14 protein-coding genes are annotated in these 16,096 nt (G+C 57.3%); 5 read left to right on the top strand and 9 right to left on the bottom strand.

Annotated elements, in window-relative coordinates:
• The first annotated feature begins 54 nt into the window (after positions 1 to 54).
• Together LRR79_RS16755 and fghA are read left to right on the top strand one after the other, a co-directional pair.
• Positions 55 to 1,182 carry an S-(hydroxymethyl)glutathione dehydrogenase/class III alcohol dehydrogenase gene (locus tag LRR79_RS16755; RefSeq protein ID WP_231758298.1) on the top strand — a complete coding sequence of 376 codons (1,128 nt, stop codon included), beginning with the start codon at positions 55 to 57 and terminating at the stop codon, positions 1,180 to 1,182.
• Positions 1,183 to 1,194: 12 nt separating this feature from the next.
• Positions 1,195 to 2,037, top strand: coding sequence for an S-formylglutathione hydrolase (fghA, locus tag LRR79_RS16750; RefSeq protein ID WP_231758297.1), 843 nt, complete (start codon positions 1,195 to 1,197; stop codon positions 2,035 to 2,037).
• A 13-nt stretch (positions 2,038 to 2,050) separates the two neighbouring features.
• Here the strand turns inward: fghA and LRR79_RS16745 are convergent, their stop codons facing one another.
• From LRR79_RS16745 to LRR79_RS16730, 4 genes are all read right to left on the bottom strand, one after another.
• The gene (locus LRR79_RS16745) at positions 2,051 to 2,683 is read right to left on the bottom strand and encodes a hypothetical protein (protein WP_231758296.1); all 633 of its coding nucleotides are present in this window, start codon (positions 2,681 to 2,683) and stop codon (positions 2,051 to 2,053) included.
• A gap of 72 nt (positions 2,684 to 2,755) precedes the next feature.
• Positions 2,756 to 3,190 (bottom strand): hypothetical protein, encoded by a 435-nt coding sequence (locus LRR79_RS16740; protein WP_231758295.1) that lies wholly within the window; start codon positions 3,188 to 3,190, stop codon positions 2,756 to 2,758.
• A gap of 228 nt (positions 3,191 to 3,418) precedes the next feature.
• The gene (locus tag LRR79_RS16735; protein ID WP_231758294.1) at positions 3,419 to 3,985 is read right to left on the bottom strand and encodes a BON domain-containing protein; all 567 of its coding nucleotides are present in this window, start codon (positions 3,983 to 3,985) and stop codon (positions 3,419 to 3,421) included.
• A 56-nt stretch (positions 3,986 to 4,041) separates the two neighbouring features.
• On the bottom strand, positions 4,042 to 4,566 hold the full coding sequence (locus tag LRR79_RS16730) for a hypothetical protein (RefSeq protein WP_231758293.1): 525 nt from the start codon (positions 4,564 to 4,566) through the stop codon (positions 4,042 to 4,044).
• Between the two features lie 158 nt (positions 4,567 to 4,724).
• On the opposite strand from LRR79_RS16730, the gene LRR79_RS16725 reads away from it, so the two are divergent.
• Positions 4,725 to 6,116, top strand: a complete 1,392-nt coding sequence (locus tag LRR79_RS16725; protein ID WP_231758292.1) for a sigma-54 interaction domain-containing protein — start codon at positions 4,725 to 4,727, stop codon at positions 6,114 to 6,116.
• Between the two features lie 70 nt (positions 6,117 to 6,186).
• Here LRR79_RS16725 and LRR79_RS16720 read toward each other — a convergent pair whose 3' ends face one another.
• A complete protein-coding gene (locus LRR79_RS16720; protein ID WP_231758291.1) occupies positions 6,187 to 6,384 on the bottom strand; it encodes a hypothetical protein in 198 nt (65 codons plus the stop codon).
• Between the two features lie 43 nt (positions 6,385 to 6,427).
• Complete coding sequence (locus LRR79_RS16715; RefSeq protein WP_231758290.1) at positions 6,428 to 6,604, bottom strand: DUF1328 domain-containing protein; 177 nt, start codon at positions 6,602 to 6,604, stop codon at positions 6,428 to 6,430.
• A 536-nt stretch (positions 6,605 to 7,140) separates the two neighbouring features.
• Here LRR79_RS16715 and LRR79_RS16710 point away from each other — a divergent pair.
• Positions 7,141 to 8,688 (top strand): mechanosensitive ion channel family protein, encoded by a 1,548-nt coding sequence (locus tag LRR79_RS16710; RefSeq protein WP_231758289.1) that lies wholly within the window; start codon positions 7,141 to 7,143, stop codon positions 8,686 to 8,688.
• Between the two features lie 92 nt (positions 8,689 to 8,780).
• Positions 8,781 to 10,997, top strand: coding sequence for a S9 family peptidase (locus LRR79_RS16705; RefSeq protein WP_231758288.1), 2,217 nt, complete (start codon positions 8,781 to 8,783; stop codon positions 10,995 to 10,997).
• A gap of 75 nt (positions 10,998 to 11,072) precedes the next feature.
• On the opposite strand, the gene LRR79_RS16700 is transcribed toward LRR79_RS16705, so the two are convergent.
• The 3 genes from LRR79_RS16700 to LRR79_RS16690 form a co-directional block, all read right to left on the bottom strand.
• Complete coding sequence (locus LRR79_RS16700; RefSeq protein ID WP_231758287.1) at positions 11,073 to 13,538, bottom strand: DNRLRE domain-containing protein; 2,466 nt, start codon at positions 13,536 to 13,538, stop codon at positions 11,073 to 11,075.
• Between the two features lie 86 nt (positions 13,539 to 13,624).
• On the bottom strand, positions 13,625 to 14,332 hold the full coding sequence (locus tag LRR79_RS16695) for an Lcl C-terminal domain-containing protein (protein ID WP_231758286.1): 708 nt from the start codon (positions 14,330 to 14,332) through the stop codon (positions 13,625 to 13,627).
• Positions 14,329 to 15,966: an ethylbenzene dehydrogenase-related protein gene (locus LRR79_RS16690; protein ID WP_231758285.1), complete on the bottom strand. Its 1,638-nt coding sequence runs from the start codon at positions 15,964 to 15,966 to the stop codon at positions 14,329 to 14,331. The genes LRR79_RS16695 and LRR79_RS16690 overlap by 4 nt, the downstream gene beginning before the upstream one ends.
• Positions 15,967 to 16,096: the final 130 nt, after the last annotated feature.

Genomic DNA, 16,096 nt, shown 5'->3' with positions numbered 1-16,096 from the left:
CTGATCTGTTAAGCTTTCTGCCAGATTGGCCATCAGAACAAACAGGAGAGCCATATGTCAGCGGAACCGATTCAGTGTAAAGCCGCGGTCGCCTGGAAAGCCGGCGCGCCCTTGTCCATCGAAAATGTGGAAGTGGCGCCGCCCAGGGCGGGCGAGGTACGTATCAAGTTGATGGCAACCGGTGTCTGTCATACCGACGCATTCACTCTGTCCGGTGAAGACCCGGAGGGGGTATTTCCAGCGATCCTCGGTCATGAAGGTGGCGGTGTGGTGGAGTCTGTGGGCGAGGGCGTCACCAGTGTCGCGGTGGGTGATCACGTCATTCCGCTGTACACCCCGGAATGTGGCGAGTGTAAATTCTGCACCTCCGGAAAAACCAACCTGTGTCAGAAAATCCGCTCTACCCAGGGGCAGGGATTGATGCCCGACGGCACCACGCGCTTTTCCATCGACGGCGAACCGATTTACCACTATATGGGGACCTCCACCTTCTCCGAGTACACGGTACTGCCGGAAATTTCCGTGGCCAAGGTGAACAAAACGGCGCCACTGGAAGAGATCTGTCTGCTGGGCTGTGGCGTAACCACCGGCATGGGCGCAGTGGCGAACACCGCAAAAGTGGAAGAGGGCGCGAGTGTTGCGGTATTCGGTCTCGGGGGCATCGGGCTCGCCACCATTATCGGTGCGCGCCTGGCCAAAGCGGGGCGCATTATTGCCATCGATATCAACGAAGGTAAATTCGAACTGGCGAAAAAGCTGGGGGCTACCGACTGTATCAACCCGAAAAATTACGATCAGCCGATCCAGGAAGTCATCGTAGAGCTCACCGATGGCGGTGTGGACTATTCCTTTGAGTGCATTGGCAATGTGAACGTAATGCGTTCGGCGCTGGAGTGCTGCCACAAGGGGGGGGGCGAGTCGGTGATCATTGGTGTGGCCGGTGCCGGTCAGGAAATTTCCACCCGCCCGTTTCAACTGGTTACCGGGCGCGTGTGGCGCGGCACAGCATTCGGCGGTGTGAAGGGGCGCTCGCAACTTCCGGAATATGTAGAGCGCTACCTGGCGGGAGAATTCCAGCTGGACGATTTCATCACCCACACCATGCCACTGGAACAGATCAATGAAGCCTTTGACCTGATGCACGAAGGCAAAAGTATTCGCAGTGTCATTCACTACAACTGAGGTGGTCCCGGAATGCTAGAACTTGTGAGCAAAACACAAAGCTTTGATGGCAGTCAGTGCCAGTATCGGCACGACTCGGAAGTGCTCGATTGCGAAATGCGTTTTTCCCTCTTCCTGCCCTCGCAGGCGGAGAAGGATCAGCGCTTCCCCGTGTTGTACTGGCTCTCCGGCCTCACCTGCACCGATGAAAATTTTTCCCAGAAAGCCGGTGCACAGCGTATGGCTGCGGAACTGGGTATTGCCCTGGTGATTCCGGATACCAGCCCCCGCGGTGACCGGGTGGCGGACGATGAAGGCTATGACCTGGGGAAAGGCGCAGGCTTTTACGTCAACGCCACCCAGGCCCCGTGGAAGCCGCACTACCAGATGTACGACTATGTGGTGAAAGAGTTACCGGCGCTGATCGAGGCCAACTTTCCGGTGAGCGATCGCCGCGCTATCAGTGGGCACTCCATGGGGGGGCACGGGGCCTTGACCATCGCCCTGAAAAACCCGGAGCGCTTCACATCGGTATCCGCTTTCAGCCCCATCTGTAATCCAATGGCCTGCCCTTGGGGGGAAAAGGCACTGGCAGCCTACCTGGGAGCCGATCGGGCGCTGTGGGAAGACTACGATGCGACGGTGCTGCTGAGTCGTTCCACCGCACCATTACCCATGCTGGTATCCCAGGGAGAGGAGGATCCGTTCCTCGACGAGCAACTGAAACCCAGCGCGCTCAAAGCCGCGGCAGAAGCGGCGGGCTATCCACTCAAGCTCGAGTTCCACGCGGGCTACGACCACAGCTATTACTTTATTGCCACGTTTGTTGAGCAGCATCTGCGTTTCCACGCAGACTACCTGCTGCACAAGCGTTGAGAGCGGAGGCTGGTCAGTTTCCCCAGGGCGCCGGTGGTGCCGGTACCGGGTTGCTGAGGTCGAACTGCACACGAAACACCCGTCCGTTAGGGCGGGTCAGTTCGTAAACGAAATAGCGCTGCGGATGGATTTCCATGGCCCAGGTGTTATTCACTGATGCGCCGAGCCCTTCGCGGTTAAACGTGGTAATGGATGCCTCGTCCACCGGAAACTCCTGCCGATTCTCCGTGCCGGCGCTGGCCGTATCCCCCCCATACATGGTCACCGCATCCTCACTGCCATCTTTATGGCGGTGATCGTGCTTGAGCCGCAGACCATCTGCGGTGCGCGTGAGTATCCAGGTGCGGGAGCGGTCCTCCCCTACATGGAAGGGAATACGTATTTCCTCTGCTGGGTTGTCACAGCCGCGTACATGCATCACCAGCTCTTTGCCGTCGAAGGCATCCGGCTTATCCGAGGGCGGCTCATTAGCCGTGATATCCCCGGCAAACGCCTGGCCACAGTGTGCCGCGATGTTTTTCAGAAACTGGTCAGCCGGGTTCGACTCTGAGTTTGTGCCCGGGGTCTGAGGCGTATTGTTATCGCAGCCTGCCAGCCATAGCGCGCTGACAGACAGTGAGATAGCGGCACCGGCCCGAATGTTCATAAATAGCGTCCACGGTTGTCATCTTTCCGCTCAGTTTACGCTATTCGGGCGGCAATCGCAGAGGTTGATCGGTTAGCGTGCGCGACATTCCCCCTTCACTTCTACCGAGCCCCGGTCCACGGTTTTCTCGATCACAAACCAGCCGTGGGGACAGTAGCCGGTTTCCGCCAGTACCTGATCCAGACGTTCCATTGCCGCCTCACCAGAGTTCTCGCGCATCTTTGCCGGCATTCCGCCGCCAGGACCGCCGCCTTTTCCGCCACCCATACCTCCACCTTTACCTCCTCCGGGGCCGCCGCGACCACCGCGGCCTCCTCCCCCGGACTGGCGTCCACCCCCGGCTTTGTCCATGGACAGACTGGCGGAATACGTAAAGAGCTGGTTTCCCTGTGGGGTGATATTGGTAATAAACGATTCTGAGAATACCGGCGGCGCTTTGGGGGCGCTGGCACACCCGCCAAGCGCAGTGATCGCTGCAAAGGCTGCAGCGCTGTAAAAAAATTTCATAGTGTCTCCCGAGTGGTTTGCGCTCTATGAGACCACTGGGGTATTGGATTGGTTGAGTGTGGGCGGGTAAAGATCCGTTAACGAGTGTTAATTTCTGAACGGCGAGACTCACGTCCGTGCCGTGAACGAAAAAGGGCCGGTGGGGGACCGGCCAAGGGATGGTTGTGGTTTAGGGGAACCACATGAAGTCTGTTGGAGACTCTGTGAGAGTCGACGATCCGGTAAACCTTAGCCCGAGATCTTCAGTTTATTTTCAACGTTATCCACATCATTGGTATTGCGAGCGATTGCCTCCGCGAGGTCCTTCTCAGCGCCGGACGTCACAAACCCACGCAGAATGATGGTGCCGTTTTCTGAGGCGACATCAATATCGGTACCGGCCACCTCGCGGTCCATCAACAGTCGTGTTTTCACGACCGTGGCGATTTTTGCATCGACGTATTCGCGGCTGATCTTGTTCCCAAGGGGTTCTTCGTTGGCGATGCGCAATTTGTTTTTTACGCTTTTCACACCGTCGACACTGGTGATCAATTCTTCCGCGAGGCGTCGGTCTACCTTGCTCTCCACTTCACCGGTAAGCAGCACCACGCCGTCGGATACGTCAGTATTGATGGTGAAGCTGTTGAGGTTTTCATTCAGCAACAAAACCGTTTCCGCTTTTCCGTCGAGCCAGGCATCGCTGACCGCACTTTCCTCCGCTTTGTCCGCTGCCTGTGCCAAAACAGAAAAGCTGAATGCGGTACCTGCAATGGCAGAAAGTAGAGTGAGTTTGGAAAAGTGAATCTTATGTTGCATATCTGAGTTCCTTTTTTGCTGTAGACAACCGAGTTATTGCAACCACCATGCCAAGGTCAACGATTGCGGATGTCGGCTGTACCAAGCCGGGCAGAAAAATTCGCCATACGATCTATGGTGATCTGCAGCATTGCGGTCTGCGCGGATATGGAAATCTTCAGCGGTATATCCGTCAAATCTTCCAGTAAGCACCGGTGCAGGCGCTTCTGACAGCGTTCCGTGGTAATCAGATAGTCAATCAGATCCGGACCCGGTCTCGGAACCAACAGTGCCAGCGAACGGTAGCGCAACGCGATTTCTACGGCTGTGGATCCGGGGCGCCGTTGCTGCATCATATGGTCCGGTTGCGCCTGACCAGGGCCGTCGCCAAGCTGCGCGAAGAGAATATTTTTCAGATTGCCGTGTAAATTTTTCAGGTTCTGGAAACATTGCCGCAATGGGTAGTCCAAACGGGTGCTCAGACGGGATCCATAAAACCTGGTGGCGTGAGTGCTGGTGTGATGCAGTTCCGCCATTTTTTGACGGATAATTGGCGAAATATCCGGTTTAAATGGGGGGGGCGAGAGTTTTCCGTGCGTCACAATGTCCTCCTGTTCGCCCTGGCTGTGGGGTTGGGCGCTAGCGTGTGCGAAAACATTCGCGTTTACATGGTGATACAATTCAAACCCTGTGCCAGTAGCGTCCCGGACCCAGGCGCCACGGTTTTTGCATTCAGGGCCAATCAATCAAGGAACTGGGAATGAGCCAGCGACGTGTATTTTTGCGAATCAAGGATGCCGCCATCCGCGACCGGGTGGCCGACGCTCTGGTCAGCCCGGTGCAGACAGAGGATTTTTCCGAGGCCGGGGCGTGGCTGGACGCACTGCTCGCGAATCGCTATGACCTTGCGGTTGTAGACGCCACAGGTTGCGCTTCTGACGCACTGTGGTCACTGGCGGAGTCCCCCGCGTTGGCGGAGTGTGAATTCTTTCTCCTCAGCGACGGAACACCCAATGAAGCACTGGATAAGGCGACCTCCCGTTCCGGAGGGTTTCATTTTCGAGCGCCGTATGACATAGAGGAAATCAGTGAGGCGATCGCAGAGGTTGCCGCGGAGCTGGAAGTCGAATCGGAACCGGTAGCGACGCCCACCGGTAGCCAGCTGGATCAGTACGGTCTACTGGTTGGTTCGGCACGCCCCATGCGCAAGCTTTACCGAACCTTGCGCAAGGTGGCGGCATCCGAGGCAAATGTACTGGTGGTGGGTGAGAGTGGTGTCGGTAAAGAGCTGGTGGCCAATACGCTCCATCAGGCCAGCGATCGCTCGCGCGCGCCGTTTGTGGCGGTAAACTGTGGCGCCTTGAGCCCCGAACTGGTGGAGAGTGAACTGTTTGGTCATACCAAGGGCGCTTTTACCGGTGCGCACAAGGCGCACGAAGGGCTGTTTGCCCAGGCGGAAGGCGGCACGCTGTTTCTCGACGAGGTGACGGAAATGTCCCTCGAGCATCAGGTCAAGCTGTTGCGGGTACTTGAGACCGGTGAGTATCGACCATTGGGAGGGAGTCAGCTGCGCAATACCAACGTGCGGATCGTGTCGGCGACAAACCGCGACCCTGAAGTTGCCGTCTGTGAGGGCATTTTTCGCGAAGACCTTTACTTCAGGCTTTGCCAATTCCCGGTCCGGGTTCCCCCTCTGCGCGAGCGTGCCGGTGATATTACCGGTCTGGCGCAACATTTTCTGGTCTACCGCAATAGTGAAGAGGAGGCGGCCAAAACATTCAGTGCCGCGGCTCTGCAGTTGTTGGAGCAGCACCCGTGGCCGGGGAATGTGCGGGAACTGAAATACTGTGTAGAGCGTGCTTTCATACTGGCAGAGAATGTCATCGAGCCCGAACATATTATTCTCGGCGATATGGAGGCAGATCGGGACTCGGCATCCACAGTACCTCAGGTGCCGGCCGGTGTACCACTGGACGTACTGGAACAGGCAGCCATTGAGCGCACACTGGCTCAGAACGACGGAAACAAAACGGAAACAGCCGAGCAATTGGGTATCAGTGTGAAAACCCTGTACAACAAACTGGATAAATACGAGAAGGCCACCGGTGATGGTGCGCCGCAATCGGCAACGGATTCATTCCATCCGGAGTAGGTGGTTCAGGTTTCTTTTCAATAAAAAAGGGAGTGCAGTGCACTCCCTTTTTTATGCCCGATGCTGTGGGTTAGCAGTCCGTATCTTCCGCATTTGCGTTTTCCTTCACGTCTTCACAGGCGTCCTCAATGGCATTGCCGGTATCGGTAACGGTTTCATCGATGGTTTCACCAATGGATTCTGCATCCTTTTCTTCGCTGCAGGCCGCCAGTGCCATGGCGGTAGTGATGGCCAGTGCGATATATACCGTTTTATTGAAAATCTTCATGGTTTCTCCTTGGTTGATGTCAGTGATTCTAATACGCAGCCTGTTAGGGCTTGGGGCCCCGTCCGCGAATAGCGTTTGCGACCACGGCGATCAGCCACAATACGATAAAGATAAAAAAGATGACTTTGGCGATACCCGCGGATGCACTGGCAATGCCGGTGAATCCGAAAAGTGCCGCCACCAGCGCGATAATAAGAAAGATGATCGACCATCCAAGCATGTTTCTGTCTCCGTGTGTCAGCAAAACGAGTTTGGGTTTCGTCATGAGTTCCGACAGTGGTATCGCAAACCCCATGCCAATTTTCTGAAAAGCCCATGGCAACTGGGTTTGGCGTCGATGGGGGGTGTTGATTCGGTACCCGGTAAAACGGATTCCGGTATTTATTTCATGTGTTTGTGAAATTTTTACCGATTCAGGTCCGGCCGCCGCTCAAACATGCCCGCCCGGAAAGAATGTATTGCTCATGGCAACGCATTTGGAAACCTATTTTTTTGCCTGGAAGGGGAGTGTACCGGGTAGTCGCAATCACAGTGACTGGCGTGCAACGGTTGGCACTTCCTTTGCACCTCTCCAGAAAAATTCGTCATTGTGAGTACTGTATTTTGTGGAGTGAGGTTATTCCTTTGGGAGAGTCATCAGGTACGAATCGTTTTTGGGGGGAGAGTGTTACCGGGATAAATGACCCGGTGTCTCTGTTTGTGCGAAGCGCTCTGCTTCTGTTCTTGATACTTGCCCCGGCGCTTGCTGGCGCCGAAGTGCAGAGCACATCTGTATTGAACTCAGCGGTCAGTGACACCGGCGCTGCGTCAAGCGCCAGCCCGGAGATGTCGACAGAAGAAATCGAGCGCCTGATCCAGACGCTGGAGAACCCGAACCAACGCGATCAGTTTATTCAGAACCTGAAGGGTCTGAAGGCCCTGCAGAAGACCGAAAGTGAGCGGGCTGGAGAAAACCCTTTGGCCATTGCCGACGCACTTTTACCCGAGCAGACCGCCAGTCGCCTTGTGGATAAGTATGGTGAACTGCTGGACACCCTGGGTATCAGTGCCAACAGCGCCGCCAAGCTGATCGTGACCGGCAGCGCGCTGGCATTGATTGCGCTGTTTGTGTGGGGCAATCGCCGGCTTGCACGCAGCTTCGACCGCAGGTTTGGTCGGGTACGGCGGGCCCTCGGATTACACCACCACCGTTTTTCAAGTTACTTCCGCCTGCAGATACTGGCGGGATACGCCATTGCCGGGCTGCTGGCCCTGTACACCCTGTCGCTGGTGTTTAACCGGACTTTTGGGGTAGTGGTGGACGATGAAAGCCTGGTGAAAGCGGCCGAGGTGGTGTTCTCCATTCTGCTGGTAATACTGGTCTTCAGTAGTATCTGGGAACTGATCAACGGCGCCATCGAGCATTTTACCGGTAAAAATCAGGGGGCGGTCACGGCCCGGGTGCGCACCTTGATTCCGCTGGTACGCAATGCGCTGCTGTTCTTTCTTACGGTGCTGTCGCTGTTGGTTGTGCTGTCGGAAATCGGGATCGACGTGATGCCTTTACTGGCCGGTGCGGGTGTGCTGGGTATCGCCATTGGTTTCGGGGCGCAAACCCTGGTGAAGGACTTCCTTACCGGGTTTACCATTCTGATTGAAGATCTGCTACAGGTTGACGACGTGGTGACTGTCGGCGGGCGCACCGGTGTGGTAGAGAAAATAACGCTGCGTAAAGTGGAGATGCGCGCTCTGGACGGTACCGTACACACGGTGCCCTTCAGCGAAATCAGCATTGTGGACAACCTCACCAAGGACTATAGCTATTACATGCTCGAGGTCGGCGTCGCCTATCGGGAAAACACCGATGAAGTGGTTTCCTGCCTGCTGGAGATTGATCGGGATCTGCGGGAAAGCGAAGAGTTTGGCCGCTATATTCTGGAGCCACTGGAGGTGCTGGGGGTCGACCGATTTGATGACAGTGCCGTTGTCATCAAGGCCAGAACGCGCACCCGTGCCCACGAAAAGTGGTATGTGGGGCGGGAATTCAACCGTCGGATCAAGCTGGCATTTGATGCGCGCAATATTGAAATCCCATTCCCTCATCAGACGCTGTATTTTGGCGAGAACAAAGACGGGGAAGCCACAACCTCCAACATTCGACTGTTGTCCGGTGCCGACGATACTCAAGGTCGTGCCGGGTCGCAGGACCGGTCTTCCACTCAACCGGTTGCGGCGAAACACGGCGATACCCAGGCCTCCAGTGACCGTGGGCGTACGGCGTCCGCAGGCGTGGCCACGGATGCGGGGGAGGATCCATCGGACTGATATACAGGTGCAGGGCGCCGGTGCCGAAAGCTACTAATCTTGTGCAAATTGTGTCATTTTCTCGTCACGATTTTCCGTGTGGTTGATATGTTATGAAGCACTTTGCCCTGTCTCTGTTTATTGCTGGTTTTGCCGGACAATCTGTTGCTGAAAAGCTGACAATTGATCGAATATTCTCCGATCCTGCTTTGAGCGGCACCAGCCCGCGCGCGCTGCAGTATTCACCGGACGGCAGCCGCGTGACCTTTCTCAAAGGGCGGGAAGAAGATTACAACCGCTACGACCTGTGGGAGTACCGACTCGGCGACGGCGAGACCCGGATGCTGGTGGATTCCGACAAGCTCCACAGTGGAGAGGAAAAGCTCTCCGATGAGGAAAAGGCCCGCCGCGAGCGCCAGCGTATTTTTGGCAGCGGCATTATGGAGTACAGCTGGTCCAAAGACGGCCAGTCCTTATTGTTCCCCCTCGCCGGCGATGTGTTTTATTACGCATTGGAGACAGGCAAGGCGAAACGGCTGACCGAGACCGAAGCCTTTGAGACCGACGTCCGGGTATCGCCGAAGGGCAACTTCGTTTCCTTTATTCGCGATCAGAATATTTACGTAGTGGATCTGGATTCTGGCCAAGAGCGCCAGCTGACCACCGATGGCGGTTCCAAAAATGGCGCGATCAAAAACGGCATGGCCGAATTTGTCGCCCAGGAAGAGATGGATCGGATGACCGGCTACTGGTGGTCGCCGGATGAGAAGCGCATCGCCTATCTGCAGGTAGACGAGAGCCCGGTGGATGAAGTGACCCGCAGCGAGATCTATGCGGACCGCATCGAGATGATCAAGCAGCGCTACCCCGCAGCGGGTCGTCCCAATGTGAAAATCAGGCTGGGTGTTCTGGATCTGACCAGTGGGAAAACCCAGTGGCTGGATCTGGGCAAAGAGGAAGATATTTATATTCCGCGGGTAAAGTGGGCTCGGGATAACCTGCTCAGTTACCAATGGCAGAATCGCAGCCAGAACCGGCTTGAGCTGCGCTTTGTGGATATCCCCAGCGGTCGCACCCGTAACGCCCTGGTGGAGACCAGTGACACCTGGGTAAACCTGTTTCACGACCTGCGTTTTCTGAACGACAGCGACCGCTTTATCTGGGCGTCGGAAAAGGACGGTTTCAAACATCTTTACCTGTACGATTTCTCCGGCAAGCAACTGGCGCAACTGACCCATGGTGAATGGACCATTGACGAACTGGAAGCGCTGGATGAGAAAGCCGGCAAGGTGTATTTCTCCGGTCGCAAGGACACGCCGCTGGAGCGCCATCTCTATGTGACCGACCTGGCGGGTAGCGGCGAGATTGAAAAAATCTCCTCCCGCGCCGGCATGCACAGTATCGAGTTTGCCGCTGATGCCTCCGGCTATATCGATACCTATTCCAACCCGACGACGCCGGCCCAGGTCAGCCTGCACGGAGTTGATGGCCAACGCGTGACCTGGCTGCAGGAAAACAAGGTAGAGAAAGGCCACCCGCTGTATCCGTATATGAGCGACTGGATCGAACCGGAGTTCGGTGAGATTACGGCGCCGGAAGGGCACAGGTTGCACTACCGCCTGTACAAGCCTGCAGGCTTCGATCCGAAAAAGTCCTATCCGACCATGGTGTTTCTGTACGGGGGCCCCCACGCACAGCTGGTGACCAATAGCTGGGACAGACCTTTCAACCAGTACATGGCCCAGCAAGGCTACGTGGTGTTTACCCTGGACAACCGTGGTTCGGCGAACCGCGGCAAAAAATTTGAAGACCCCATCTTCAAGAAAATGGGCAGCGTGGAAGTGGAAGATCAGGTCACCGGAGTCAAATTCCTGCGCTCACTGCCGTTTGTTGACCCGGAGCGTATTGGAGTCTATGGCCACAGCTACGGGGGCTATATGGCGCTGATGACCATGTTCAAGGCCGGGGATTATTTTAAGGCGGGTATTTCCGGTGCGCCGGTAACCGACTGGGGCCTGTACGATACCCACTACACCGAACGCTATATGGGCAACCCGAATCAGGTGCCGGAAGCCTACGAGGCGGCATCGGTATTTCCCTATGCTGCGGAGCTGAAAGGCCCGCTGCTGATTTATCACGGCATGGCCGACGACAATGTGCTGTTCACCAACACCACCAAACTGATCAAGCAGTTGCAGGACAATGGCCAGCAGTTCGAGCTGATGACTTATCCGGGCAAAAAGCACAGTCTGCGCGGCAAGGAAACCCGCAAGCATTGGCACCAGATGATGAAGGACTTTTTTGACCGTAGCCTCAAGGCATCGGATTAACCGGCAGGACCATCGAAAAGGGGCTCCCACTATGGGAGCCCCTTTTTTTATGCGACACGCAAAGCCTTATCGCAATCAGTTGCTACAGGTCGCTTCCAGTCGCAACAGCGGTCCCTGGCCAGTTTCCTTGGAGGTCATATCCACCCCGTTACTGCCGTTGATGGGTGCAATCGCCAGGCCGGTGTTGGTGCCGGCGAGCCAGGTTTCCACAATGCCGGAAGACAGCAGATCAATCTGCCGTGTGCCTTTCGCGCTGGGGACAAAGGTGGCCAGTTGATTGCCGAGCACCGCACTGCCGCCGACGCTGTTCCAGGTGGCGCTGCCTTCCTGCCAGTTGGTTGCCGCGTGGTAGATACCATAGGTATTACCGGAGCGGTCGGTGATATTCAGCTCCAGGGTGGCCTGTGAGAAATTGCTGCAGTTTTCCACCCCACTCAGGTCAAATTTGATCAGCGTGTAGAGCTCGCCGTAGTAGCGATCACTGCCGTCTGCCAACAGGCCGTCACTGTTGCCGTCAAAGTTGCTGCCACTGCGTCCAGAGCCCACAAACACATCGTCGGAAGCGGCCTGCACGAACTGCTGCGTGCTGCCAGACCCTGAGGAGCTCCCGGAGCCCGAGGAGCTGCCAGAGCTGGAGGAGCTGCTGGAAGCCCCACAGTCGCCGTCGACATACAGTACCGGTGCAACACCGGTTTCTTTTGAGTGCATGTCGACCCCATCACCGCCACCGAGGGAGGCAATCACCAGGCCGGTGTTGTTGCCACTCAGCCAGCTTTCAATGGCACCGCCGGAGAGGCTGATCTGGTGCAGTCCGGTGGACGAGGGCGTGAAGGTCGCAAGCTGGGTGCCCCGCACGCCGCTGCCGCCGACATTGCTCCAGGTTGCGCTCTCTTCCTGCCAGTTGCCGTTGGCAAGAAACACACCGTAGCTGCTGTTGGAGTAATTGGTGACGCTCACCTCGAGCGTAAGGTTGCTGAAGTTACTGCAGCTGGCGACTTCGTCCAGGTCAAATTTCAGCAGGGTCATCATCTCGCCGTAGGTGGAGTCGTAACCGTCGGCGAGCAGGCCTTCGTTGCTGCCGTCATAGTTGGTGCCGGTCTGGTTCGCAGTGACAAACACGTCATCGGTGACCGCCATGGCGATGGGGTTATTACCAACACTGCCACCAGAGCTGCCACTGGACGAACCGCCGGAAGAGCTACTGCTGATCACCGTGCGGTTGCTGCCGTTACGGGTCAGAGTCATGGCCTCGCCCACCTGATTGGCGCTCCACCAGTTGACATTGGCCGGCAGTGCCAGCGGATCTGCTGCACGCTCGGTGCGGCTCAGGGTGTTCGCAGAGGTGTTGAATTGAGCGGTACGAACCGTCACCTCGCTGGGGCTCACCTGAATCACCTTGAATTGCTGAATACTGGCGAGATCGATGGTCCAGGATTTCGGATCGTTGGCGGAGCGGGCCGGTGCGCCCCAGCTGCCTTCACCCACGTATACGGTGCCGCCGTTGGAGGCGGTGGTAAAACCGTTGCCACTGGGGGCCAGGGACTGCGTCAGCTTGGTCATGTGGGTATCGGACTCCACCACCAGGTTCATGGCGTAGTCGTAAAAGTTCTGTGCCCACCAGCTGTGCAGAATCACATTGTCGGATTTGCCGGTGTAGTGGGGAAACATCGGTTTGTGGTACTGGGCAAAACGCCACTGAGCACTGCCGCCGTAGGTGGCGAGGTCACTCTGCAGCCAGTTGTTCATGGCGGAAGCATAGGAAGACCAGCCGCTGTTTTTGAACTGACTGTTGAGGGTGTACACCCGCAGCAGGGGAGAGATCTGCACCGCACCGTAGGTATCGCTGGGGTTGCAGTGACCATCAGCATTGAAGTCGGCGCCGAACACCTGGCACAGGGTGGAGTAGTTGTCGTCTTCGTGGTTGCCGTGGGTCGGAATCAGCGGATAGATGCGCTTGTAGCTCAGGCCGTCGATGGTGTCATTGGAGTAGGTCAGTTCCCAGTCGTCCAGAAAGGCACGCATCTGTGAGGCGCTGTTGGCATCGGTAAAGTCCCCGCCGTGCAGTACCGCAAGCGGACGGATTTTTGCCAGCAGCTGGTTGCCCTGGCGACGGTTGGTATGGCCGGTGCGGGTATCACCGCCGGCAATCACCACAAACGGCGAGTTGTCGTTGGGGGCGGTCTTGAACCAGAAGCGCTCGCCGCAACCGTCCTGATCGCACACGCGGAAGAAAATTTCCGAATCCGCGGAGAGGTTATCCAGGCGTACGAAGTTGCTGTTGATGCTGCCATCAAAGGTATAGCTGGCGTCTACACCGGCGCTGCTCCAATTGCTTTCATTGGTGGTGTAGCCGTAGCTGACATAAGGATTGTTGCTGGTGCCGTCGGGAGAAAAACCAATCACCGCGCTGGTGCGGCCATCGCTATCCCATACCAGGCGGTGGTGTTTGGTCGCGGCGCTGGCGTCTGCCGCGCACAGAGTCATCAGCAGGCTGCTGGCGCCGGCCAATGCGATACGGTTACTTCCCTGAAACTGTTTCATGGGTTTTCCTGTTCAGATTTTTATTTAAAAGGAATAAATGAAGATCAGAAGACCGAAAAATTACAGCGCGGGTAGTGTGCGGAGGATTAGTGACAGCTTTTTGAATTCTCGGAAACGAGGCGCACAAAGGCTGCATTGCGGTGTGGAATTGTGATGGTTTGCCCATGCACGAAGCTGATGGCCACCGCGCCGGTGTTCAAATAGTTGTAAACATTCTGCAACCCGCGGCCCTGCTCGGAAGTCCAGTAATCACCGCGTTTGGTTTTCGGAAAAAAGGCGGTGTCGATGGTCGGCTGGCCCGCTTTTGCGTCGGTATAGACCAGTGTTTTCAGCTCGGCGCTGGTCGGCAGTCGCCAGTGCTGCTCGCCGCACAGTTGTTCACTGCGGGTGCGCCGGATCAGGTCGGCGGTATCGCAGCGCTCTTCCTCAAAATAGCAGTCGCCCTGATTGGGTGTGCCGAGCGGCTGCGGGTCGTTTTCTGCAGAGGTTGTAACAAACTCGCCGGCTGCAGGGGGGCTGGCCGCTTTGTTCCGGGGCTCGGCATACCAGGAATAAGTCCATAAGCCATCGTGAATATTTTCGCTGTCGGTCTTCACTTCCCACAACAGCCCGGTGCGATGGTCGCACACGCAGGCCCAGGGCCCCGCCCAGGCGGGCAGAGGCGTACCGGTGGCATCAATCTTGGTGAAATGGTGTCGAATGGGTGTTGGTGCCTGCGGTTGATGCAATGCAGCGCCGAGCAATACACTCGACGGAATAAAAAACAGGATCAACGAGCGCTGCCATCTTTTCACGAGCGGGGTCCCCCGGGAAACTGCAAGCGCACGGCACGGGTGTGCCGGGTATGCGCTACCTGGGAGCGGTCAAATGCGGAAACCCACAGGCAGGTGCCGTCTGCAATGGGCACATCCAGTGGGGAACCGGTAACCCGCTTGCGTGCCATTTCCAGGTGCCAGTAACCATCCTTCCATTCGCCGCGGGCACGCACATCCGCGCGGTCCCCTTCGAAGCGGTTGGAGTTGTACATGACCGAGGGCATCCGCGTCCCTTGGGGAAAGTGCGCGTCCTGCTCTGCCGAGTAGGGCTGGTAGTCAAACCAGGGGATTACCCACTCTGCCTGACTGCTGTTGTCTAAAGCACTACCTTCATCCTGTAGCGCCGCCAGTTGCACCGGGTCTTTGGGCAGGCGTTTGGGAATAATGATTGTGGGTTTGTACCACTGCCAGTTCATTACGTAGGCACCGGACTCCTTGCCATCCTGCTGGTAGCCGGCGGTATAGCGACGCTCCCCCGGGCGCACCTGGTCTGGGGGGCCGATGAAGTTGTCGTCGGCCAGATACATGTCGTTGGTACGCACCGCCTTCCAGTGCCACAGATCGTGCAGTTGTCCGTCGCTGCTGTAGTGATAGCCCTTGCCGTGCCAGTTGGCGGGACGACTGGACAATGGCTTGCGCCCCAGGTGGGCGGTACCGGCAGCACCGAACGCACAACTGGCCGAAAGCATTACCGCAAACTTGTCTTCGTAGTGGCGGGTTTCATCGAAGTTGTGGAAACCCTGCTGCTGCACCTGCCAGCCATGTTCGGTTTTTATCAGGGGCAAGTGCACCAGGCTGCGGGTAGCGTCGCGCCAGCGTGCGGAGAGGAAAAACTCTTCGCCGTTGGTGAGTGCCCGCAGGGTGACCTCGGTGGCGCCATTGTCAAAGTTGGCGCCGCCGTCGGTGTGCAGGGTAACCGGTACGGCGTCGCGCCACTGGGGCTCACTGGCGTAGCCGTCGATTTCTATGGGTGGCTGCTGTGGGTCCAGCAGTGGAATTTGTGTGACCGGAAGTGGGATCTGGCTCTGGTTGTGGGTGGCAAGCCAGCCGCCGGTAAACAGCAGCAGGGTAAGGGCGAGCAAACCGCCACCGGTGAGCAGGAGGGGGCCGGATCTCCGCCCACCCCGGGGCAGACATGTCCGCAGCAGCGACTGCCGCCCCCAGCGGGCCAGATAGAGGCCCGCATGTAACGCCAGGTAGAGCAGAATGGCGAGCGCGCCCAGGTAGTGCCAGTCGCGCAGATGCCAGCCGGTGCCGCCAAACAACAGCCAGCCACTGATCAGAGATAGCAGTAGAGCGGGGTAGCCCGCGCGAATAATCGCCCGGTGCCATCCCGGCCAGCGCCAGCCAGACAGTGAGGAGGTATTCGCGGAAGCGTCGCGCGAGGCAAACAGGCGGTATGCCAGGTAGAGCGCGGCCACCACAGTGATCCCCAGCGCGCTGAGAATATGCAGCCCCACCACCTGCCCCTGGGGAAGCAGCTCCTCAAAGCGGGCGATCTCCGGCCGGGTGAGGCTCGCAATGCGCAGGCCGGTCAGCAGGCTGCACAGTACCGCGATAGCGGCCGCCCCATGCAGCAGAATCCAGCGCAGGCTCTTGCGATCTGTGGCCACGTCTTCCCCTGATCCCGACAGTGAAAGAGCGGCAGCGTAATCCGTATTTGTGGCAATTCGGTGACACCGGCGGCGAATGCGGGCGTGGGGAGATAAATGCCTTTTCGCAATAAAATCTAAATGAGAACGC

The sequence above is a fragment of the Microbulbifer elongatus genome, from assembly GCF_021165935.1.
In the GTDB taxonomy this organism is placed as follows: domain Bacteria; phylum Pseudomonadota; class Gammaproteobacteria; order Pseudomonadales; family Cellvibrionaceae; genus Microbulbifer; species Microbulbifer elongatus.
Note: the sequence above shows the minus strand (reverse complement) of the source record. Positions and strands in the feature narration are given on the sequence as shown.

Bases quoted from the DNA above. Each gene is read 5' to 3' on its own strand.
- LRR79_RS16755 (WP_231758298.1), top strand. From the start codon at position 55: ATGTCAGCGGAACCGATTCAGTGTAAAGCCGCGGTCGCCTGGAAAGCC.
- fghA (WP_231758297.1), top strand. From the start codon at position 1,195: ATGCTAGAACTTGTGAGCAAAACACAAAGCTTTGATGGCAGTCAGTGC.
- LRR79_RS16745 (WP_231758296.1), bottom strand. From the start codon at position 2,683: ATGAACATTCGGGCCGGTGCCGCTATCTCACTGTCTGTCAGCGCGCTA.
- LRR79_RS16740 (WP_231758295.1), bottom strand. From the start codon at position 3,190: ATGAAATTTTTTTACAGCGCTGCAGCCTTTGCAGCGATCACTGCGCTT.
- LRR79_RS16735 (WP_231758294.1), bottom strand. From the start codon at position 3,985: ATGCAACATAAGATTCACTTTTCCAAACTCACTCTACTTTCTGCCATT.
- LRR79_RS16725 (WP_231758292.1), top strand. From the start codon at position 4,725: ATGAGCCAGCGACGTGTATTTTTGCGAATCAAGGATGCCGCCATCCGC.
- LRR79_RS16720 (WP_231758291.1), bottom strand. From the start codon at position 6,384: ATGAAGATTTTCAATAAAACGGTATATATCGCACTGGCCATCACTACC.
- LRR79_RS16715 (WP_231758290.1), bottom strand. From the start codon at position 6,604: ATGCTTGGATGGTCGATCATCTTTCTTATTATCGCGCTGGTGGCGGCA.
- LRR79_RS16705 (WP_231758288.1), top strand. From the start codon at position 8,781: ATGAAGCACTTTGCCCTGTCTCTGTTTATTGCTGGTTTTGCCGGACAA.
- LRR79_RS16700 (WP_231758287.1), bottom strand. From the start codon at position 13,538: ATGAAACAGTTTCAGGGAAGTAACCGTATCGCATTGGCCGGCGCCAGC.